Here is a 17,501-nt window from a genome sequence, read left to right as displayed (position 1 = left end):
AGCCGCTACTGTCGGCCGGGGCGCCTTTTCGCGCCATTGGACGAATGTCCGATCGCCCCCTCCCCGCCCCCTCAGAACTTGTAGTTCAGCGTCGCCACCGCATTGCGCGGCGTGCCCGCGAAAGCCTGCCCGTCGATGTTGACGTTGTAGCGCTTGTCGAACAGGTTCTCGATGTTGAGCTGCAGCGACAGCTGCGGCGAAACCGCGTAGCGCGCCATCAGGCTGAAGACGGCGCGCGAGCCCTGCGTGTAGCGCATATCGACGTCGCCCACGCTGAACGGGTAGTACACGCGGTTCTGCCAGTTGAGGCCGCCGCCGACCGTGAGCTGGTGCCAGCGGCCCGGCAGCCGATAGGTGGTGAACAGCGTGGCCAGCGTGGTCGGCATGGTGGGGTTGATGCGGTCGCCGCTGCCCTCGCGCCCGAGCGTGCGCGCGATGCCTGCGTTGACCTGCCAGCGCTCGGCCAGCTCGCCCGACAGCTGCAGCTCGATGCCCTTGGTGACGACGCCGCGCGCGCCGTAGTAGGCGCCATCGGTCGAGCCGGGCACGAGGCGGGTGCCGTCGCGCTGCGCCACGTTCTCCTGCTCGGAGCGGAACAGCGCGAGCGAGCTGTTCAGCCTGCCGTTCAGGTGTTCGCCCTTGAGGCCGATCTCGTAGCTCTTGCCGGTCACCGGGTCGAGGTACCTGCCGCTGGTGTCGCGGTAGTTCTGCGGCTGGAAGATGTCGGTGTAGCTCGCGTAGGCCGAGTAGTGCTCGCCCAGGTCGTAGACCAGGCCCGCATAGGGCGTCAGCACTTCATGGCGGCGCGTGGTCCGGTCGTCGGCCGTGAGGCGGGTGGCACGCCAGTCGTTCTGGCGCGCGCCGAGGATGAACTTGAGCGAATCGGTGACCGAGAAGCGCGCGGCGCCGTAGTAGCCGGTCTGCCGCAGCTTGTCGATGCCCGACACCTTGAGTTCGCCCCAGCTCGGCTCGGGATAGCCGCCGTTCCAGAGGTAGAAATTGCCGACCTCGGGCAGCGCGCTCAGGCGCACGTGGTTGGCCTGCACGTAGCGCGACTGGGTGTTGCTCAGGCCCAGCACCAGCTCGTGCCGGCGCCCCAGCAACTCGAACGGGCCGGTGGCCTGCAGGTCGAGGCTGTTCTGGCGGAATTCGTGCTCGAAGTAGCCAGGTAGCGAGCCCAGCCCCGTGCCGGTGAGGCGGTCGAGGTCGCCGAACAGGTAGAGCAGCTTGGCGTTCTGCTTGCTCTGGCGGTGCGAGGCATTGGCCTTGAGCTTCCAGCCGTTGCCGAAGGCGTGCGTGAGGTTCGCGAACAGCGTGGTGTTGGTCGCGTCCCAGTGGGTCCAGGGCGTGCCGATGCTCTTCGAAGCGGCCCAGTTCGCGGGGCCGCCGTCGCCGAAGGTCAGCGGCAGGCCGCCCCAAGTCGATCCGTTCGGGCGGCTGGCCTGGGAGTCGATGCCCACGCTCAGCGAGGTGTCGGGCGTGAGGTCGGCATCGACCACGCCATACAGCACGTGCTTGCGGCCCTGGTAGCGCTCGAGGAAGGAGTCGCGGTCCTCGGTCATGCCGATGACGCGGGCGCGCACGCGGCCGTCCTCGGTCAGCGGGGTCGAGAGGTCGACGGTGCCGCGGCGCAGGTTCCACGAGCCCAGCGCCAGCGAGGCGCTGCCGGCGAACACCTTGCTGTCGGCGTGCTTGCGCACCAGGTTGACCGAGGCCGAGGGATTGCCGGCGCCGGTCAGCAGGCCGGTAGCGCCGCGCACGATCTCGATGCGGTCGTACAGCACCGGGTCGTTGTTGGAAGCGCCGAAGAAGTCGGTGGTGACCGTGGTCGGCACGCCGTCGTACTGGTAGTTGTCGATGTAGAAGCCGCGCGCGTAGAGGTCGGTGCGGTCGCTGTCGGAGCTGACCGCGAACACGCCGGTGACGCTCTTCATGGCCTGCCCGAGCGAGAGCAGGTTCTGGTCCTCGATCTGCTGGCGCGTGAGCACGGTGACCGACTGCGGCGTTTCGCGCGGCGACAGCGCCAGGCCGGTGGCCGCGGCGGTGGCGCGCGTGGCGTACGAGCCGGTGCCTTCGGTGGTGCCGCTGCGGTCGGCCTCGGCCGTGACGGTGACCGGTGCGAGCGTGCCGATGCCGGTCTGCGCACCGGTGGCGGCATCGGCACCCGCTTCGCGCCGGCCCAGCGTGTAGCTGCCGTCGCTGCGCGCCACCACCTGCAGGCCGCTGCCCTCGAGCAGGCGCTCGATGGCCTCGCGCGCGGTGTAGCGGCCCGAGACCGCGGGGCTGCTGCGCCCCTGCGTCAGCGCGGGATCGAAGGACAGCGCGATGCCATTGCCGACCGCGAAGCTGGCGAGCGTGCGGCCCAGCGGGCCGGCCGGAATGTTGTAGGCCCGGGGCACCGCGGCATCGAGCGGCGAAGGTTCGGCCGCCAGGGCCGGCGGCGCGGCCAGCCCGGCGAGGGCGAAGGCCATCAGCGCGTGGCGCAGGGCGGCGTGGAAGCGGCGCTCCGCGCTGGCGCGCGGAACGGACGGACGGGATGCGGACATGGAGACGGGCCTTTCGGTTGGCAGCGGTGGGTTCTTCCCCTCCTTGCCAGCCGAAACGAAAAAAAGTCTCACCCCTGGGCGGAAATATTTCTGGCCACCAGCGTGACCCAGTAGCCACGCAGCCGCGTGAGCGCGTCCACCGGATAGGTCGACACCAGCATGCGCAGCACGCGATCGGTGTCGTCCAGCGGGAAGGCGCCCGAGATGCGCAGCCCGGCCACGGCCGCCTCGCAATGCAGCGCGCCGGGCCGGTAGCGCGACAGCTCGGCCGCGAAATCGGCCAGCCGCATCGCGTCGGCCAGCAGCATGCCCCGGGTCCACGCCACGCGGCTCTCGTCCGCGGGCGCGAAGGCCTCGATGCCGTCGGCGCCGAAGCGGGTCTGCTGCCCGGCCGGCAGCACGCGCGACGCGCCGCGCTCGGGCGTGACGCGCACCGTGCCCTCGAACACCGCGACCGCGGTCGCGCCCTCTTCCTCCCTGCGCACGCTGAAGCGCGTGCCCAGCGCCTCCAGCGTGCCGCCGCCGGCCTGCACGCGGAACGGCCGGTGCGCCGCGGCGGTGTCGGGCGCGGTCTCGACCAGGATCGCGCCCGCATGCAGCACGAGCAGACGCTGCGCGGCGTCGAAGCGCACGTCGACCGCGCTCGCGGTGTCGAGCGTGAGGCGGCTGCCGTCGGCGAGCTGGAGCTCGCGACGCTCGCCGGTGGCGGTGCGGTGCTCGGCGGTCCAGCCGCGTTCGCCCGCGAAGCGCCAGACCAGCCAGCCCGCGGGCATGGCCGCCAGCAGCGCGGCCAGCCGGCCGATGGCGGCGCGGCGGCCGCCATGGCGCGAGGAGCGTGCGAGCGACGGCATGGCCAGCGCCGACGGCAGGCCGCCGAGCTTGTTCATCAGCAGCTCGGCGCGCGCCCAGGCACGGGCATGGTCGGGATGGCTCTGGCGCCAGCGCTCGCAGGCGCGGCGGTCGGCATCGGTCGCGGCGCTGTCGTGCAGGCGCATCAACCACTCGGCGGCTTCATCGAGCACGCGCGGCGGCAGCGCCGCCGATGGCGCGTCGACGATGGAGGACGGCAGCGCGCTCACGCCATCAGCGCCAGGCAGCCGCGGAAGCCCTGCTGCATGTAGCGCTTGACCGTGACCAGCGACACGCCGAGCTCGCGCGCGATGTCCTCGTACTTCAGGCCCTCGATCTGCGACAGCAGGAAGGCACGCCGCGCGGCCGGCTTGAGGCTGTCGAGCATGGCGTCGATCTCGTGCAGGGTCTGCAGGATGATCAGCCGCTGCTCGGGCGATGGCGCCTCGGGCTCGGGCATCACGGCCAGCGCCTCGAGGTAGGCGCGCTCGAGCGCCTGGCGCTGGTACCAGTTCACCAGGATGTTCTTGGCCACGCTCGTGAGGTAGGCGCGCGGCTGCGCGATCACCTCGGGGTTGCGCGCGGTCAGCAGCCGCGCGAAGGTGTCCTGCGCCAGGTCGGCCGCGTCGAAGGAATTGCCGAGCTTCCTGCGCAGCCACGACTGGAGCCAGCCGTGGTGGTCGCTGTAGAGGGAGTGGACTTGCTGGAAGTCGGCTTCGGCGGCGGGAATGGCGGACACGGCAAACGGCGTTGGCGGCCGGGCTGCCGCGCACAAATAAGAATTGTTCTCATTTTAGACGGATGCCTGCGCCCTCGCCCTCCGCCGCCGGCTCAGAGCCTGGGCGTGTACTTCACCGTGAACATCACGTTGCGCGGGTCGCCGTAGTTGTTGTTGCCGTTGGTCTCGTTGAAGGCCGGGATGTAGTAGCGCTTGTCGAACACGTTGTAGACGTTGAGCGCCAGGCTCAGCTCGGGCGTCGCCTGGTAGGCCACGCGCGCGCTCCAGACCATGAAGCCCGGCACCTTGAACGAGCGGTCGTAGCCCAGCGTGCTGCTCTGCACCGTGAAGCCGCCGCCCACGCTGAGCCGGCTCCATGCGCCTGGCAGCCGGTAGTCGCTCCACACGCGCAGCATGTGCCGCGGCGTCCACTGGCTGAAGACCTGGCCCTGGTTGTCGGGGTCCTCGAGGAACTTGGTCGTGTTGTAGGTGTAGCCGGCCGTGAGCTGCAGCCGCGGCGCGATCTCGCCGCTGAGCTCGGTCTCGAAGCCTTCGCTGCGCACCTTGCCCGAGGACTTGTAGCAGTACCAGTCGTCGCAGGCGTAGCCGTTGTCGTAGTCGGTCACGGCGCGGTTGCGGTGGTCGTAGCGGAACACGGCCAGCGAGGCATTGAGCCGGCCGTCCATCAGCTCGCCCTTCAGGCCCAGCTCGTAGTTGCGACCGGTGATCGGCTTGAGCGGCTCGTTGTTCAGCGCGCGCTCGGACTGCGGTTCGAACACCTCGGTGACGCTGCCGTAGGCCGACCACTGCCGGTCGAGCGCGAACACCAGTCCGACATAGGGCGTGATCCTGGTGTTGGTGCTCACGGTGCTGCGGGTGTCGCGGGTGCGGTCGGCATAGAGGTAGTCGTACCAGCTCGCGCGCGCGCCGAGGATCGCCGTCAGCGGCTCCGCGAGCTTCACGCGCCAGCTGCCGTACAGGCCCGACTGGCTGATGTCGTACTCGGTGTGGCTCTTGGTGCCACCCGCCGCGAGGATGGTCTCGTAGTTCTGCGCCGGCCGGTAGTGGTCGGGCGCGAAGATGTTGCCGCCGCTCGTGAAGCGGCGTCCGAAGCGGTCCTTCGAGGTGTACTTGGCATAGTTCGCGCCGACCGTCAGGTCATGCTCCAGCGACAGTGCCTCGAAGCGGCCGCGCACGTAGACGTCGAGCCCGGCCTTCTTCGAATCGAACAGGTTGTCCCAGTCGGCGAAGCTCAGCCCGCTGCCGTCGGGCTGCACGTTGCCGTGCATGCGCTGGTGCTGCGAGGCATTGCGCTCGTTCATGCGCAGCGCCGAGGCCTTGAGCTTCCAGTTCGCGTTGAAGCGATGCTCCAGGTCGGCATAGAGTGTGGTCTGCTCGCTGTCGTGGCGGTTCCACCAGGCGCCCGTGTACACCGAGCGCGGCAGCCCGATGTCGCTGCCGTCGGGATAGCGCGGAAAGCCGCGCAGCATGGGGCGGCCGCTGCCCTTCATCTGGCTGATGCCCAGGCCGAGGGTGGTGTCCGGCGACAGGTCGTAGTCGATCGCGCCGTAGAGCGAGCGCGTGCGGCTCCAGACGAAATCGGTGAACGAGTGGCTGCGGTCCTCGTCGAGCACCACGCGTCCGCGCAGCGTGCCCTCGGCATTGAGCGGCCCGCCCGCGTCGAGCTGCGCGCCGTAGTGGTTCCAGCTGCCCGCCTTGCCGGTCAGCACCAGCGTCTTCTCGGCCTGGCCGCGCTTGCGCACCAGGTTGACGGCGCCGCCCGGGCTGCCCGTGCCCTGCAGCAGGCCCGCGGCGCCGCGCAGCACCTCGAGGCGGTCGTGGAACACCAGCGCCTCGGTGGCCCAGTTGCCCAGCGAATACCAGTTGCGCGGCACCGGCACGCCGTCGTACTGCCAGGCATCGATCTGGAAGCCGCGCGACGACAGCACCATGCCCGGCCCCACGCCCTTCACGCCGACCACGCCGGTGACGGCATTGGCCGCGTCGCGCAGGTCGACGAGGCCCTGGTCGTCGAGCCGCTGGCGCGTGAGCACGCTGACCGACTGCGGGATGTCCTTCGCCGCCTGCTCGCCCTTGCCGATCGTCAGCAGCGGCGCGGCATAGGAGCGCGTGCCCTCGCTGGTGGCGCTGCGCACCGGGGCCGCGGTGACGGTGATCGGCGCGAGCGTGGCGCCCGCGGCATCGCTCTCGGTGCCGGCCGCGGCGGGGCGCAGCACATAGGCACCGCCCGCGCCGCCGGCGGCCTCGAGCCCCGAGCCCGCGAGCAGGCGCGCGAAGGCTTCGCGCACGCCATGGCTGCCCTGCAGGCCAGGCGATCGCTTGTCCCGCACCAGGGCCGGCGGCATCGTGAGGCTCAGGCCCGCGGCGGCGGCGAAGCTGGAGAGCGCGTCGTCGAGCGGGCCGGCGGCGATGCTGTAGCTCCTGGGCTGTTCGGCCCGGGCCGTGGCGTCGGCGCCTTGCGCCTGGGCCGCGGTGCCGCCGGCGGCGCAGGCCATGGCGAGCAAGGCGCCATGCACCGCGCGCGCGATGCGGGAATCGAAGAAAAACGGAGGGCGACGGGCCATGAGGAGAGATCTCGCAAGAAGGTGTGAAGTGGCTGTTCCTCAAGGCTTCACACGCGAGAAGAAGAAAAGGGACACGGCGCGGCGGATTTTTTGCCGGCCGGCCCGGCGCGCTCGCGCGCCCTCAGTCGCCGGCCGGTGCCACCGTCACCCAATAGCGCGTGCGCGACAGCACCTGCACCGGCAGGGCCTGCGGCAGGCTGTCGAGCACGGGCGTGGTGTCGCGCAACTGGAAGACGCCCGAAACGCGCAGCTCGGCCACCGCCGGGTCGCAATGCAGCACCCCGGGCCGGTAGCGGCCGAGCTCGGCGAGGAAGTCGTGCAAACGCATGTTCTTCACGCGCAGCACGCCGCGCGACCAGTCGTCGGCCCCGGGATCGAGCGCGCGCGACGCATCGACCGCCGAGGCGGAGAAGCCGGCCTGCTCGCCGGCGCGCACCACCACCGCGAGACCGTTTGCATCGTCGGGCCGGACCTCGACCGCGCCCTCGAGCACGCCCACGTGGCTGCGCCGGTCCTCGTGCTGCCGCACCACGAAGCGCGTGCCCAACGCGCGCAGCCGTCCCTGCGCGGTCTCGACCACGAAGGGGCGATAGGTGGGGTCGCCGGCGGGCACGCGGTCGGGTGCGGTGTCGACCAGGATCTCGCCCGCGCGCAGGCGCACCCGCCGCTGCGTGGCATCGTAGGCCACGTCGATGGCCGTCGCGGTGTTGAGCTGGATGCGCGTGCCGTCGGGCAGGCGCACTTCACGCCGCTCGCCAGTGGCGGTGCGGTGGTCGGCCAGCCATTCGCGCGCCGGAGAGGCGCGCCATGCGACCCAGCCGGCGGGCACCGCGGCCAGCAGCAGCGCCAGCGCCTTGACCGCGGCGCGGCGGTCGGCCCGCACCGTGCGCCCCAGCGCGGGCATCGCCAGCGCGCCCGGCAGCAGGTCGAACTTGCGGCTCACCTGCTCGGCGCGCTGCCAGGCATCTTCATGGGCCGGATCGGCCGCGCGCCACTGCATCCAGCGCGCGCGGTCGGCGGCCGTGGCCTCGCCCGACTGCAGCAGCAGGAAGCCCTGGGCGGCCTGCGTGGCAGCGGCCTTGTCGACCGGCACGCGCTGCGCGCTCGCCGCGCTCATGCGGCCAGCAGGATGCAGTGCGCCATCGCCTCGGCCATGTAGCGCTTCACCGTGCGCTCGCTCAGTCCCAGCCGGGTCGCGATCTCGGCATAGCCCAGCCCTTCGAGCTGCGACATCAGGAAGGCCTGCCGCACCGCCGGCGCGAGGCCGTCGAGCATCGCGTCGATCTCCTGCAGCGTTTCGAGAATGATCGCCTGCTGCTCCGGCGACGGCGCCAGCGGCTCGGGCATCGCGCCCAGCGCATCGAGGTAGGCCTGCTCGAGCGAGCGCCGCCGGTACAGGTTCGCAAGCAGGCGCTTGGCGACGACCGTCAGGTAGGCACGCGGCTCGCGCAGCTGCCAGTCGCCCTGCTTCTCGGGCGTGTGGTCGGGTGCGGTGAGGATGCGCAGGAAGGTGTCCTGCGCCAGGTCCGCGGCATCGAAGGAATTGCCCAGCCTGCCGCGCAGCCAGCCCAGCAGCCAACCGTGGTGGCCGCGGTAGAGCGCATGGACATGTGCATGGGGGTGCGGGCGAAGGGCGGAGTCGGCGTTCATTCTTCCGAACGGCGTGCGGGGATCGCGGCCTCATGAATAAGAATTGTTCTCATCTTAGTCCATCGAGGGATGGCGCCCGCAACGCGTGCGGTGCCGGGCTTGTCTCGCACCCGCAACGAAAGCAAACACCGAGGACCTGAGGACTTTTTAGCTATGAGTATTACATTTTGTAGATTCTTGTTACTTACTTCTTAAAGCACAGCTTCAGCGTGCCAGCCCTCCTCCAAATGGAGGCTGTAACGACCATCGAAGCCTCCCTCTAAAGGTGTAAGCTCAATGTAGGAACCAGCCTACGAAGCGCCGCCGAATGACCGATTCGGCAGGCCGTTCAAAAACACACAAAATTTACATTTGACCCGGATCGCGCATCCACATGCGTCGTGAGGTGGGTCACGGGGGATTCGAATTGCACGCCGATCTAGCGCTCAAGATGATGGCGGACCTGTTCATGACGGGCCTGCTGATCTGCCTGCCCTTGCTGGGCCTGACCATGCTCGTCGGCGTCGTCATCAGCGTGCTCCAGGTGGTGACGCAGGTGCAGGAAATGTCGCTGACCTTCGTCCCCAAGCTGTTCACGGCGGGCGCCGTGCTGGTTGTCGCGGGGCCGTGGATGCTGCGCAAGCTCACGCAGTTCACGACGAACCTCTGGAACAGCATTCCGGCGATGTTCTGAGCGCGACCGCCGCCCGCCTTCCTCCTTCCTCCTTCGTCTCGGCCCACAGTTCCATGAACGCAGCGAGCTCGCTGCCCGACGCGGTGGTCTCCGGACTCGGTAGCGGCTGGCTGATCTCCACCGGTCTGCTGAGCCTGCGCGTGGCCGCCACCTTCCTCATGACGCCCGTCTTCTACGCGGTGCCTTTGCCCACCACGGTCCGCGCGCTGCTGCTGCTGTCGCTGGCCGTCGCACTGGCGGCCGGCCTTCCCGCCTCGAACGCCAACTGGAGCGGCTGGAGCGCGCTGCTCGCCTCCGCCCTGGCCGAGGTCGCGCTCGGCGCCACGCTGGGCCTGGGCATCCTGCTCGCGTTCGGCGCCTTCTCCGTGGCCGGCCAGCTGCTCGACGTGCAACTCGGCTTCGGCATCGCGCAGGTGTTCGATCCCGTCACCCAGCGCCCCACGCCGATCCTGACCACCGCCTTCAACTACCTGGCCGTGCTGGTGTTCTTCGTGCTCAATGGCCATCACGCGCTGCTGCGCGGCCTGGGCTTCAGCATCGAGCGTTTTCCGGTCGGCGCTTCCTGGTCGGTGGCGCATGCGGCCCTACCTGTGCTCAAGCAGGCGGCCGGGCTCTTCACGCTCGGCTTCGCGCTCGCCGCGCCGGTGGTCTTCTGCATCCTGCTGGTCGAATTCGTGCTGGGCGTGGTCGGGCGCAACCTGCCGCAGATGAACATGTTCGCGATGGGCATCCCGGTGAAGATCATCGCCGGCCTCCTCGCGCTGTCGCTCTGGTTCACGGGCATCGGCGGCGTGATGACGCGCGTCTACGCGGGCATCGCCACGAGCTGGGACCAGATGTTCGCCGCCGCTCCGGCCGCTCCCGGAGGGCCGCGCTGATGGCCGAACAGGATCTGGACCGCAACCAGGCGGCCACGCCCTACAAGCTGCAGCGCGCGCGCGAGCGCGGGCAGGTGGCCAAGAGCGTGGACATGGTGTCGGCGATGGTGTTCTTCGCCGCGGTGGTCTATCTCACCTGGCGCGGCTTCGGCGTGGCGGCCGAGCAGTTCCGTTTCGACCAGGCGCTGCTGATCCATGCCAGCCGCATGGACGCGGCCGGCGTCGGCCTCTGGCCGACCATCGAGCGCGCATTGCGCGCGGGGCTGATGATCATGGCACCCTTCTTCGCCGTGGCGATGCTGGCGGCCGTGCTCGGCAACCTGATGCAGACCGGCCCGGTGTTCTCGTTCGAGCCGGTGAAGATCGACTTCACCCGTGTCAGTCCGGTCACCGGCCTCAAGCGGCTGTTCTCGATGCGCGTGCTGTTCGACACGGCGCGCGCCGTCATCAAGCTCGTGCTGCTCACGCTGGTCGCGGTGCTGAGCCTGCGCGCGCTGACCGACCAGTTCTACGCCCTGGCCTCGCTCGCGCCCATCGGCTACCTGCGCATGCTGATCGACGACCTCTCGAGCGTGGGCCTCAAGATGGCCCTGGTGCTGGGCCTGATCGCGCTGGTCGACTGGATGTACACGCGCCACGAGTTCGCGAAGAAGATGCGCATGAGCCAGCGAGAGCTCAAGGACGAGGTCAAGAACCGCGAAGGCGATCCGCGCATCCGCGCGCGCCTGAAGGAGCTGCGCCGCGAGATGCTCAAGCGCAGCCAGGCGCTGAGCCAGACCCGAAATGCCGACGTGCTGATCACCAACCCCACGCACGTGGCGGTGGCGCTCAAGTACGAGCACGGGCGCATGGTCTCGCCGCAGCTGCTGGCCAAGGGCACCGGCCACATGGCGGCCGCGATGCGCGAGATCGCGGCGCGGCATCGGATCCCCGTGGTGCAGAGCCCCGCGCTCGCGCGTCGCATCTACCGCGAGCTGCCAGTCAACCAGCCGGTGCCGCCCGAGCTCTACGCGCAGGTCGCGCGCATCATCGTCTGGGTGTTCGCCATGCGAGAACAACGGCAGGCCGGCGCCGCGGCGGGAGGCCGGCCATGAACGCACTGGGCCGCATCCTCGGCAAGAACAGCGACATCGCGCTGGTGGCGCTGGTGCTCGGCGTGCTGGTGGTGCTGTTCGCGCCCATTCCCAGCGGGCTGCTCGACTTCCTGATCCTGAGCAACTTCAGCTTCGCCTTCCTGGTGCTGCTGCTGACCTTCTATATGGCACGGCCCGTGGAGTTCTCCACCTTCCCCTCGCTGCTGCTGATCGCCACCTTGTTCCGGCTGTCGCTCAACGTGGCCGCCACCCGGCTGATCCTGTCCGACGGCGACGCAGGCCGCGTCATCGGCGCCATCGGCGCCTTCGTGGTCGGCGGCAACTACGTGATCGGGCTGATCGTGTTCCTGATCCTGATCGTGGTGCAGTACGTGGTCGTGACCAGCGGCGCGCAGCGCGTCTCCGAGGTCGCGGCGCGCTTCACGCTCGACAGCATGCCCGGCCAGCAGATGAGCATCGATGCCGACCTCAACATGGGTTTCATCGACCAGGCCGAGGCGCAGCGCCGGCGCAAGAACCTCGAGAAGGAAGCGGGCTTCTACGGCGCGATGGACGGCGCCAGCAAGTTCGTCAAGGGCGACGCGATCGCCGGCATCATCATCCTGCTGATCAACATCATCGGCGGCCTGGTGATCGGCGTGATGCAGCACGGCATGCCGTGGGGCCAGGCGCTGCAGACCTACACGCTGCTGACCATCGGCGACGGCATCGTGACCCAGGTCCCGGCGCTGGTGATCGCGGTGGGCACCGGCATCATCGTCACGCGTTCCTCGTCCGACGCCAACCTGAGCCGCGAGGCGCTGCGCCAGGTCGGCTCGTTCCCGAAGACGCTGCTGCTGGTGTCGATGGCGCTCGGCGGCCTGCTGCTGCTGCCGGGCATTCCGGCGCTGCCCACGCTGGCGCTCACGGCCTGCTTCCTGCTGGCCGCCACGTTGCTCTACCGCTTCGCCAAGGCGAAGGAAAGCGCCGCAACCCAGCCCGCGGCGGGTGGCGACGCGGCCCTCGATGCCATCGGTACCGACGGCGACGGCGCGCCGGCGGCCAGCACCGACGACCCCTATGCGCTGCTGCGCGTCGAGCCGATAGAGATCCACCTCGGCAGCAACTGGGTGCCGCTGATCAACCAGCCCGGCAGCGTGTTCATGGAACGCATCGGCACCTTCCGCAAGCAGCATGCCCAGGAGTTCGGCCTGGTGCTGCCGCGCGTGCGCTTCAAGGATTCGGCACGTCTGTCGGCCGACCGCTACGAGATCCACCTCGACGGCGTGGTGGTCGGCAAGGGCGAGGCGCGCGCCGACCGGCTGCTGGCGATCCATCCCGCGGGCGACACCAAGTCGATCCCGGGCGAACCCACGCGCGACCCGACCTACGGCCTGCCCGCGCTGTGGATCGAGGAAGGCCAGCGCGAGGCCGCGAGCCAGGCGAAGTTCACGCTGGTCGATGCCGCCACCGTCTTCATGACCCACCTGACCGAGATGCTGCGGCGCGAGTCGGCCACGCTGCTGACGCGCGCCGAGGTCGACCGGCTGCTCGCGCGTGTGCGCCAGAGCCAGCCGGGCCTGGTCGAGGAACTGATCCCGACCGTGCTGTCCTCGAGCGACGTGCAGAAGGTGCTGCAGAACCTGCTGCGCGAGAAGGTCTCGATCCGGCACATCGAGGCCATCCTCGAGACGCTCGCCGATGCCGGCCGCACCACGCGCGACGCCCACCTGCTGACGGAGATGGTGCGGCAACGCCTCGGCCACGCCATCTGCCAGGGGCTGCTGGGCGAGGCCACCTCGCTGCAGGTGCTCACGCTCGATCCCGCGATCGAGAGCCAGTTCCTGCAGAGCATCCAGGTCGCGAGCGAAGGCGGCGGCGCGCAGCCCTTCGTGCTCGATCCGCGGCTGTCGGAGCAGCTCGTGAAGCGGCTGGTGCAGCACGCCGAACGCATGATGAAGAGCAACCTGCTGCCCGTGCTGCTGTGCGCGCCCGAGCTGCGCCGCCACGTGCGCGCGCTGTCCGAGCGCGTGATGCCGCATCTGCGCGTGCTGTCCATGACGGAAGTGCCGCACACCATCGAGCTGAAGTCCTTCGGCATCGTTCAACTCTGAGACCACTCACCAAGGGCCACGCATGAGCGACGTACTCGCAATCAGCCTCCTCAGCATGCAGCAGGACATGGCACGCCTGGAGCGCGTGAGCATGAACATGGCCAACGCCACCACGCCCGGCTACAAGCGCGAGGTCGCGATGTCGCTGCCCGTGGGCACCCATGCCGCGGCAGGCGGCTTCACCGGCGCGATGCGCGACGCCGCCGCCTCGCTGGGCGCGCCCACCGGCGGCGCGCGGACGACGCCCGGCAGTTTCATGGTGCGCCCCGACCTGCGTCCAGGCACGCTCAAGACCACGGGCCAGAGCCTGGACGTCGCGCTGGCCACGCCCGGCTATTTCGAGATCTCGACTGATACAGGCCTCGCCTACACGCGCCAGGGCAGCTGGCAGCTCGACGGCCGCGGCCGCCTCGTCACGCCGCAGGGCCATCCGGTGATGGGCGTGGGCGGCGAGATCGTGCTCTCGCGGCCCAACCCGGTGATCGACGCCACCGGCCAGGTCTTCGAATCCCGCCCCGGCGGTGGTGCCGAGGCCACGCCGATCGCACAGCTCAAGATCGTGCGCTTCGACGATCCCTCCGCGCTCCTGCGCCTGGGCAACGGCCTCATGTCGGCCGAGCAGGCGCCTACGCAGGTACCCGACGCCGAAGTGCAGTTGCGCCAGGGCTTCCTCGAGAACTCCAACGTCAGCTCGATGCAGGAGATGTCGCAGCTCATCCAGTCGATGCGCCACTTCGAATCGATGCAGCGCGTCGCGCTGGGCTACGACGACATGATCGGCGCCGCCGTGCGCAAGCTCGGCGACCTCGGCTGATCCCGGCACCTCCCTTCTTCCACCTCCACCTCACATCCGCACCATGTTCGACGCCCTCTACATCAGTGCCACCGGCATGCAGGCCCAGCAGCTCAATGTCGACACCATCGCCAACAACCTGGCCAACGTGAACACCACCGGCTACAAGCGCGCCAAGGTCGGCTTCTCCGACCTGATGGTGCAGGAGGCCAGCCGCCTCGCGCCGGCTGCCGAGGACGTCGGCCTGCTCGGCGCCGAGCGCCGGCTGGGCGCCGGCGTCGGCATCACCGCCGTGTCGAAACTGTTCGACATGGGCGACCTCAAGAAGACCGAGTCGGCCTACGACATCGCGATCCAGGGCGAGGGCTTTCTCGAGGTGACCATGCCCGACGGCTCGAGCGCCTACACCCGCGGCGGCACCTTCAAGATCAACCGCGACGGCCTGCTGGCCACGCCGGGTGGCTTTCCGCTCAAGCCCAACATCGCGATTCCCGAGAACGCGCAGAACATGCAGATCGACGGCGACGGCCGCGTGCGCGTGCAGGTGGCGGGCCAGAGCACGCCGGTCGAGGCGGGGCAGTTCGACCTGGTGCGCTTCACCAATCCCTCGGGCCTGCAGTCGCAGGGCGACGGCCTGTACCGCTCGACCCAGGCTTCGGGCGACGCCATCCTGGCCAAGGCCTCCGAGGACGGCATGGGCAGCCTGGCGCAGGGTTTCCTCGAGGGCTCCAACGTCAAGCTCAACGAGGAGATGGTGAACCTGATGGTGGCCCAGCGCGTCTACGAGGCGAACGTGAAGGTCATGCAGGCGTCGGACGAAATGCTGGGGATGGTCAATGCGCTGCGCAAGTAGAAGCGCCTCGTCGGCGGCCCTGCTGCTGGCCGCGATCGCGACGCTGCCCGCGACCGCGGCGACCGACGGCAGCGCCGCCGTGTCGATCGAGCTGCGCCCCCGTGTCCAGGTGCCGCAGGGCCAGGTGCGGCTCGGCGACATCGCCTACCTCACCGCGCGCGACCTGCCCGTGCTGCGGCAATTGATGGCGCTGCCCGTCGGCGCCGCGCCACGGCCGGGCTCGCCGGCGCTGCTCGAGCGCGACACGCTCGAGCGCTGGGTTGCCGCGCGCAGCGGCCTGTATGCGGGTGACGGCACGGGTCCCGCCATCCGCTGGAGCGGCGCGGGCGAAACCGCTATCGAGGCCGCCGCGCAGGAACTGCCGGGCGACACCGTGGTCGATGCCGCGCGCTCGGCGCTCATGCACTGGCTCTCCCAACGCAGCCTGCGCGCGGAAGTGCAGGCCGTGTCCACCGCGCGCGATCTCACGCTGCCGGCCGGCAATGCCGTGCTGCGCGTGCGGCCGCTGTCCGCCGCGGCCACGCCGTCGCGCCGCATGCTGGTCTGGGTCGATGCCTGGGTCGACGACCGCTTCGTGCGCACCACGGCCATCAGCTTCGACGTGGCGGCCTGGGCCCCGGTCACGGTGGCGGCCGCGCGGCTCGACAGCGGGACCGCGGTCGATGCCGTCACGCTGCGCGGTGCGACCACCTCGCGCGAAGTCAATCTCGCCGAGCTCCGCCAGGGCGTGCCGCTGGCTACGTCCGACGCGCCCGGTGCGGCCGACCAGCGGTTGCGCCGCGCGCTCAAGACCGGCGAAGTGCTGACCGCCGCCCACCTCGAGCCCATGCCCGCGGTCACGCGCGGCAACTGGGCGCAACTGCTCGCGCACAGCGGAAATGTCACGGTCGAAAGCCGGGTCGAGGTGCTACAGGACGGCCGCCGGGGACAGCTCGTGCGCGTCAAGGTGCCGGGCGCGGGCGGCGAGGTCGTCGCGCGCGTCACCGGCCCCGGCCAGGTGGAGGTGCAACCGTGAAGCGCGGCCTGAAGCTCGCGGCCATCGGGCTCGCGCTCTGCTGCGGCATCGCCTTGCCGGCCGCCTCGGAAAGCCTCTATCAGGAAGGCAGCTTCCGCCCGCTGACGGCCGACAACAAGGCCTTCCGCGTCGGCGATTCGCTGACGATCCAGGTGTTCGAGAACTCCTCCGCCAGCAGCAGCGCCAACACCGGCACCCGGCGCGCCAACGACATCAGCGGCTCGGTCACGCAGACCGGCAACCGCGTGGTCGGCCAGTTGGGCATCGGCATCGCCGGCGAGTTCGACGGCGGCGGGCGCACCCAGCGCACCAACAAGCTACTGGCCACGCTCACCGTCACCGTGAAGGAGGTGCTGCCGAACCAGGAACTGCGCGTGGCCGGCGAGCAGCAACTCATGGTGAACGAGGAACTGCAGAAGGTGAACCTCGAAGGCCGCGTGCGGCCGCAGGACATCTCCGACGGTAATGTGGTCCTGTCGACGCGGCTCGCGGATGCGCGCATCACCTACGTGGGCGAGGGCGAAGTCTCCGACCGCGCCCGTCGCAGCCTGTGGCGCCGCGTCCTGGACATCTGGGGATTCTGATGAAGCCATCCATCTTCACCATGGCCTCGGGCCTGCTGCGCGCCGCGCTGGTGGCCTCGGCCCTCTGCGGCGGTGTCATGAATGCCAGCGCCGCCGACGCGATCCGCGTCAAGGACCTCGGCAAGCTCCAGGGCTGGCGCGACAACGCGCTGTTCGGCACCGGCATCGTCACCGGCCTGGCCGGCACGGGCGACTCGCCCTCGAACCGCACCACGCGCCAGTCGCTGGCCAATGTGCTGTCGCAGTTCAACCTGACGATCGCGCCCGAGCAGGTGCAAAGCCGCAACGTCGCGGTGGTCATGGTCAGCGCCACGCTGCCGACCTTCGCGCGCGAGGGCGACACGCTCGACGTCACGGTGAGTTCGGCCGGCGACGCGCGCAGCCTGGTCGGCGGCACGCTGCTGCTCACGCCGCTCAAGGGTGCCAACGGGCGCGTCTATGCACTGGCGCAAGGCGGCCTCTCGGTCGGCGGCTACCGCTACGACGCCAACGGCAACGTGGTGCAGAAGAATCACCCGACCGCCGGCTCGGTGCCCAACGGCGCCACGGTGGAGGTCGGCGTGCGCGCCGCGATGCTCGACGAGCGCCAGAGCGTGACCTTCGTGCTGACCGAACCCGACTTCACCACCGCCAACCGGGTGGCGGCCGCCATCAACAGCCAGCTCGGCGGCGGCTTCGCCAAGGCACGCGACGCCTCGGGCATCGAGATCGCGGTACCGCCCGGCCAGCGCGACGAACTGGTCGGCCTGTTCACGCGCATCGAGAACGTGATGGTCGAGCCCGACCGCCGCGCCAAGGTGGTGATCAACGAGCGCACCGGCACGGTGGTGTCGGGCGGCGACGTGCGCATCTCGAAAGTAGCGATCTCGCACGGCGACATCAAGATCGCGATCTCGAACCAGAACACGGCCTCGCAGCCCTACGGCGTCTGGGGCGGCGGTCCCGACATCCGCACCGCCATCGTCACCAACACGCGCATCGACGTCGACGAACCCGCCGGCACCGGCTTCGTGACCGGCTCCAACACGGTGTCCGACCTCGTGCAGTCGCTGGCCCGGCTCAAGACCAGCACGCGCGACGTGATCTCGATCCTGCGCGCGGTCAAGGCCGCGGGCGCACTGCACGGCGAACTGATCGTGCAATGACCCGGCCCTTCCTTCGTCCAATCCA

The 17,501-nt window shown here is 69.9% G+C and carries 15 protein-coding genes; 9 read left to right on the top strand and 6 right to left on the bottom strand.

From position 1 onward, the window contains the following. Nucleotides 1-71: 71 nt before the first annotated feature. From fhuE to KV106_RS11295, 6 genes are all read right to left on the bottom strand, one after another. Entirely contained in the window at nucleotides 72-2,546 is a 2,475-nt protein-coding gene (fhuE, locus tag KV106_RS11320; RefSeq protein ID WP_261210328.1) for a ferric-rhodotorulic acid/ferric-coprogen receptor FhuE, read from the bottom strand. Nucleotides 2,547-2,614: 68 nt separating this feature from the next. Further along, entirely contained in the window at nucleotides 2,615-3,625 is a 1,011-nt protein-coding gene (locus tag KV106_RS11315; protein ID WP_261210326.1) for a FecR domain-containing protein, read from the bottom strand. Further along, nucleotides 3,622-4,125, bottom strand: coding sequence for a sigma-70 family RNA polymerase sigma factor (locus tag KV106_RS11310; protein ID WP_093343495.1), 504 nt, complete (start codon nucleotides 4,123-4,125; stop codon nucleotides 3,622-3,624). The genes KV106_RS11315 and KV106_RS11310 overlap by 4 nt, the downstream gene beginning before the upstream one ends. A gap of 101 nt (nucleotides 4,126-4,226) precedes the next feature. Beyond that, a complete protein-coding gene (locus KV106_RS11305; protein WP_261210324.1) occupies nucleotides 4,227-6,698 on the bottom strand; it encodes a TonB-dependent siderophore receptor in 2,472 nt (823 codons plus the stop codon). Nucleotides 6,699-6,819: 121 nt separating this feature from the next. Further along, the gene (locus tag KV106_RS11300; protein ID WP_261210322.1) at nucleotides 6,820-7,815 is read right to left on the bottom strand and encodes a FecR domain-containing protein; all 996 of its coding nucleotides are present in this window, start codon (nucleotides 7,813-7,815) and stop codon (nucleotides 6,820-6,822) included. Beyond that, nucleotides 7,812-8,348: a sigma-70 family RNA polymerase sigma factor gene (locus tag KV106_RS11295; protein WP_261210320.1), complete on the bottom strand. Its 537-nt coding sequence runs from the start codon at nucleotides 8,346-8,348 to the stop codon at nucleotides 7,812-7,814. Before KV106_RS11295 ends, KV106_RS11300 begins: the two co-directional genes overlap by 4 nt. A 406-nt stretch (nucleotides 8,349-8,754) precedes the next feature. Between KV106_RS11295 and KV106_RS11290 the strand changes: the two genes are divergently transcribed. The 9 genes from KV106_RS11290 to KV106_RS11250 are packed head-to-tail and all read left to right on the top strand — an operon-like array spanning nucleotide 8,755 to nucleotide 17,476. Then, nucleotides 8,755-9,021 carry a flagellar biosynthetic protein FliQ gene (locus KV106_RS11290; protein WP_256222543.1) on the top strand — a complete coding sequence of 89 codons (267 nt, stop codon included), beginning with the start codon at nucleotides 8,755-8,757 and terminating at the stop codon, nucleotides 9,019-9,021. Between the two features lie 53 nt (nucleotides 9,022-9,074). After that, nucleotides 9,075-9,899 carry a flagellar biosynthetic protein FliR gene (locus tag KV106_RS11285; protein ID WP_261210315.1) on the top strand — a complete coding sequence of 275 codons (825 nt, stop codon included), beginning with the start codon at nucleotides 9,075-9,077 and terminating at the stop codon, nucleotides 9,897-9,899. Beyond that, complete coding sequence (locus KV106_RS11280) at nucleotides 9,899-10,993, top strand: EscU/YscU/HrcU family type III secretion system export apparatus switch protein (RefSeq protein ID WP_261210313.1); 1,095 nt, start codon at nucleotides 9,899-9,901, stop codon at nucleotides 10,991-10,993. Before KV106_RS11285 ends, KV106_RS11280 begins: the two co-directional genes overlap by 1 nt. After that, nucleotides 10,990-13,086, top strand: a complete 2,097-nt coding sequence (gene flhA, locus KV106_RS11275) for a flagellar biosynthesis protein FlhA (RefSeq protein WP_261210311.1) — start codon at nucleotides 10,990-10,992, stop codon at nucleotides 13,084-13,086. The genes KV106_RS11280 and flhA overlap by 4 nt, the downstream gene beginning before the upstream one ends. A gap of 22 nt (nucleotides 13,087-13,108) precedes the next feature. Continuing rightward, complete coding sequence (locus KV106_RS11270) at nucleotides 13,109-13,900, top strand: flagellar hook-basal body protein (protein WP_261210309.1); 792 nt, start codon at nucleotides 13,109-13,111, stop codon at nucleotides 13,898-13,900. Nucleotides 13,901-13,943: 43 nt separating this feature from the next. Beyond that, nucleotides 13,944-14,732, top strand: coding sequence for a flagellar basal-body rod protein FlgG (flgG, locus tag KV106_RS11265; RefSeq protein WP_261210307.1), 789 nt, complete (start codon nucleotides 13,944-13,946; stop codon nucleotides 14,730-14,732). After that, complete coding sequence (gene flgA, locus KV106_RS11260; RefSeq protein WP_261210305.1) at nucleotides 14,716-15,747, top strand: flagellar basal body P-ring formation chaperone FlgA; 1,032 nt, start codon at nucleotides 14,716-14,718, stop codon at nucleotides 15,745-15,747. The genes flgG and flgA overlap by 17 nt, the downstream gene beginning before the upstream one ends. Continuing rightward, on the top strand, nucleotides 15,744-16,331 hold the full coding sequence (locus tag KV106_RS11255) for a flagellar basal body L-ring protein FlgH (RefSeq protein ID WP_261210303.1): 588 nt from the start codon (nucleotides 15,744-15,746) through the stop codon (nucleotides 16,329-16,331). Before flgA ends, KV106_RS11255 begins: the two co-directional genes overlap by 4 nt. After that, the gene (locus KV106_RS11250) at nucleotides 16,331-17,476 is read left to right on the top strand and encodes a flagellar basal body P-ring protein FlgI (protein WP_261210300.1); all 1,146 of its coding nucleotides are present in this window, start codon (nucleotides 16,331-16,333) and stop codon (nucleotides 17,474-17,476) included. Before KV106_RS11255 ends, KV106_RS11250 begins: the two co-directional genes overlap by 1 nt. Nucleotides 17,477-17,501: the final 25 nt, after the last annotated feature.

This window comes from Variovorax endophyticus (assembly GCF_025376855.1).
Lineage (GTDB): Bacteria > Pseudomonadota > Gammaproteobacteria > Burkholderiales > Burkholderiaceae_C > Variovorax.
This window is presented reverse-complemented; position numbering and strand designations above follow the sequence as displayed.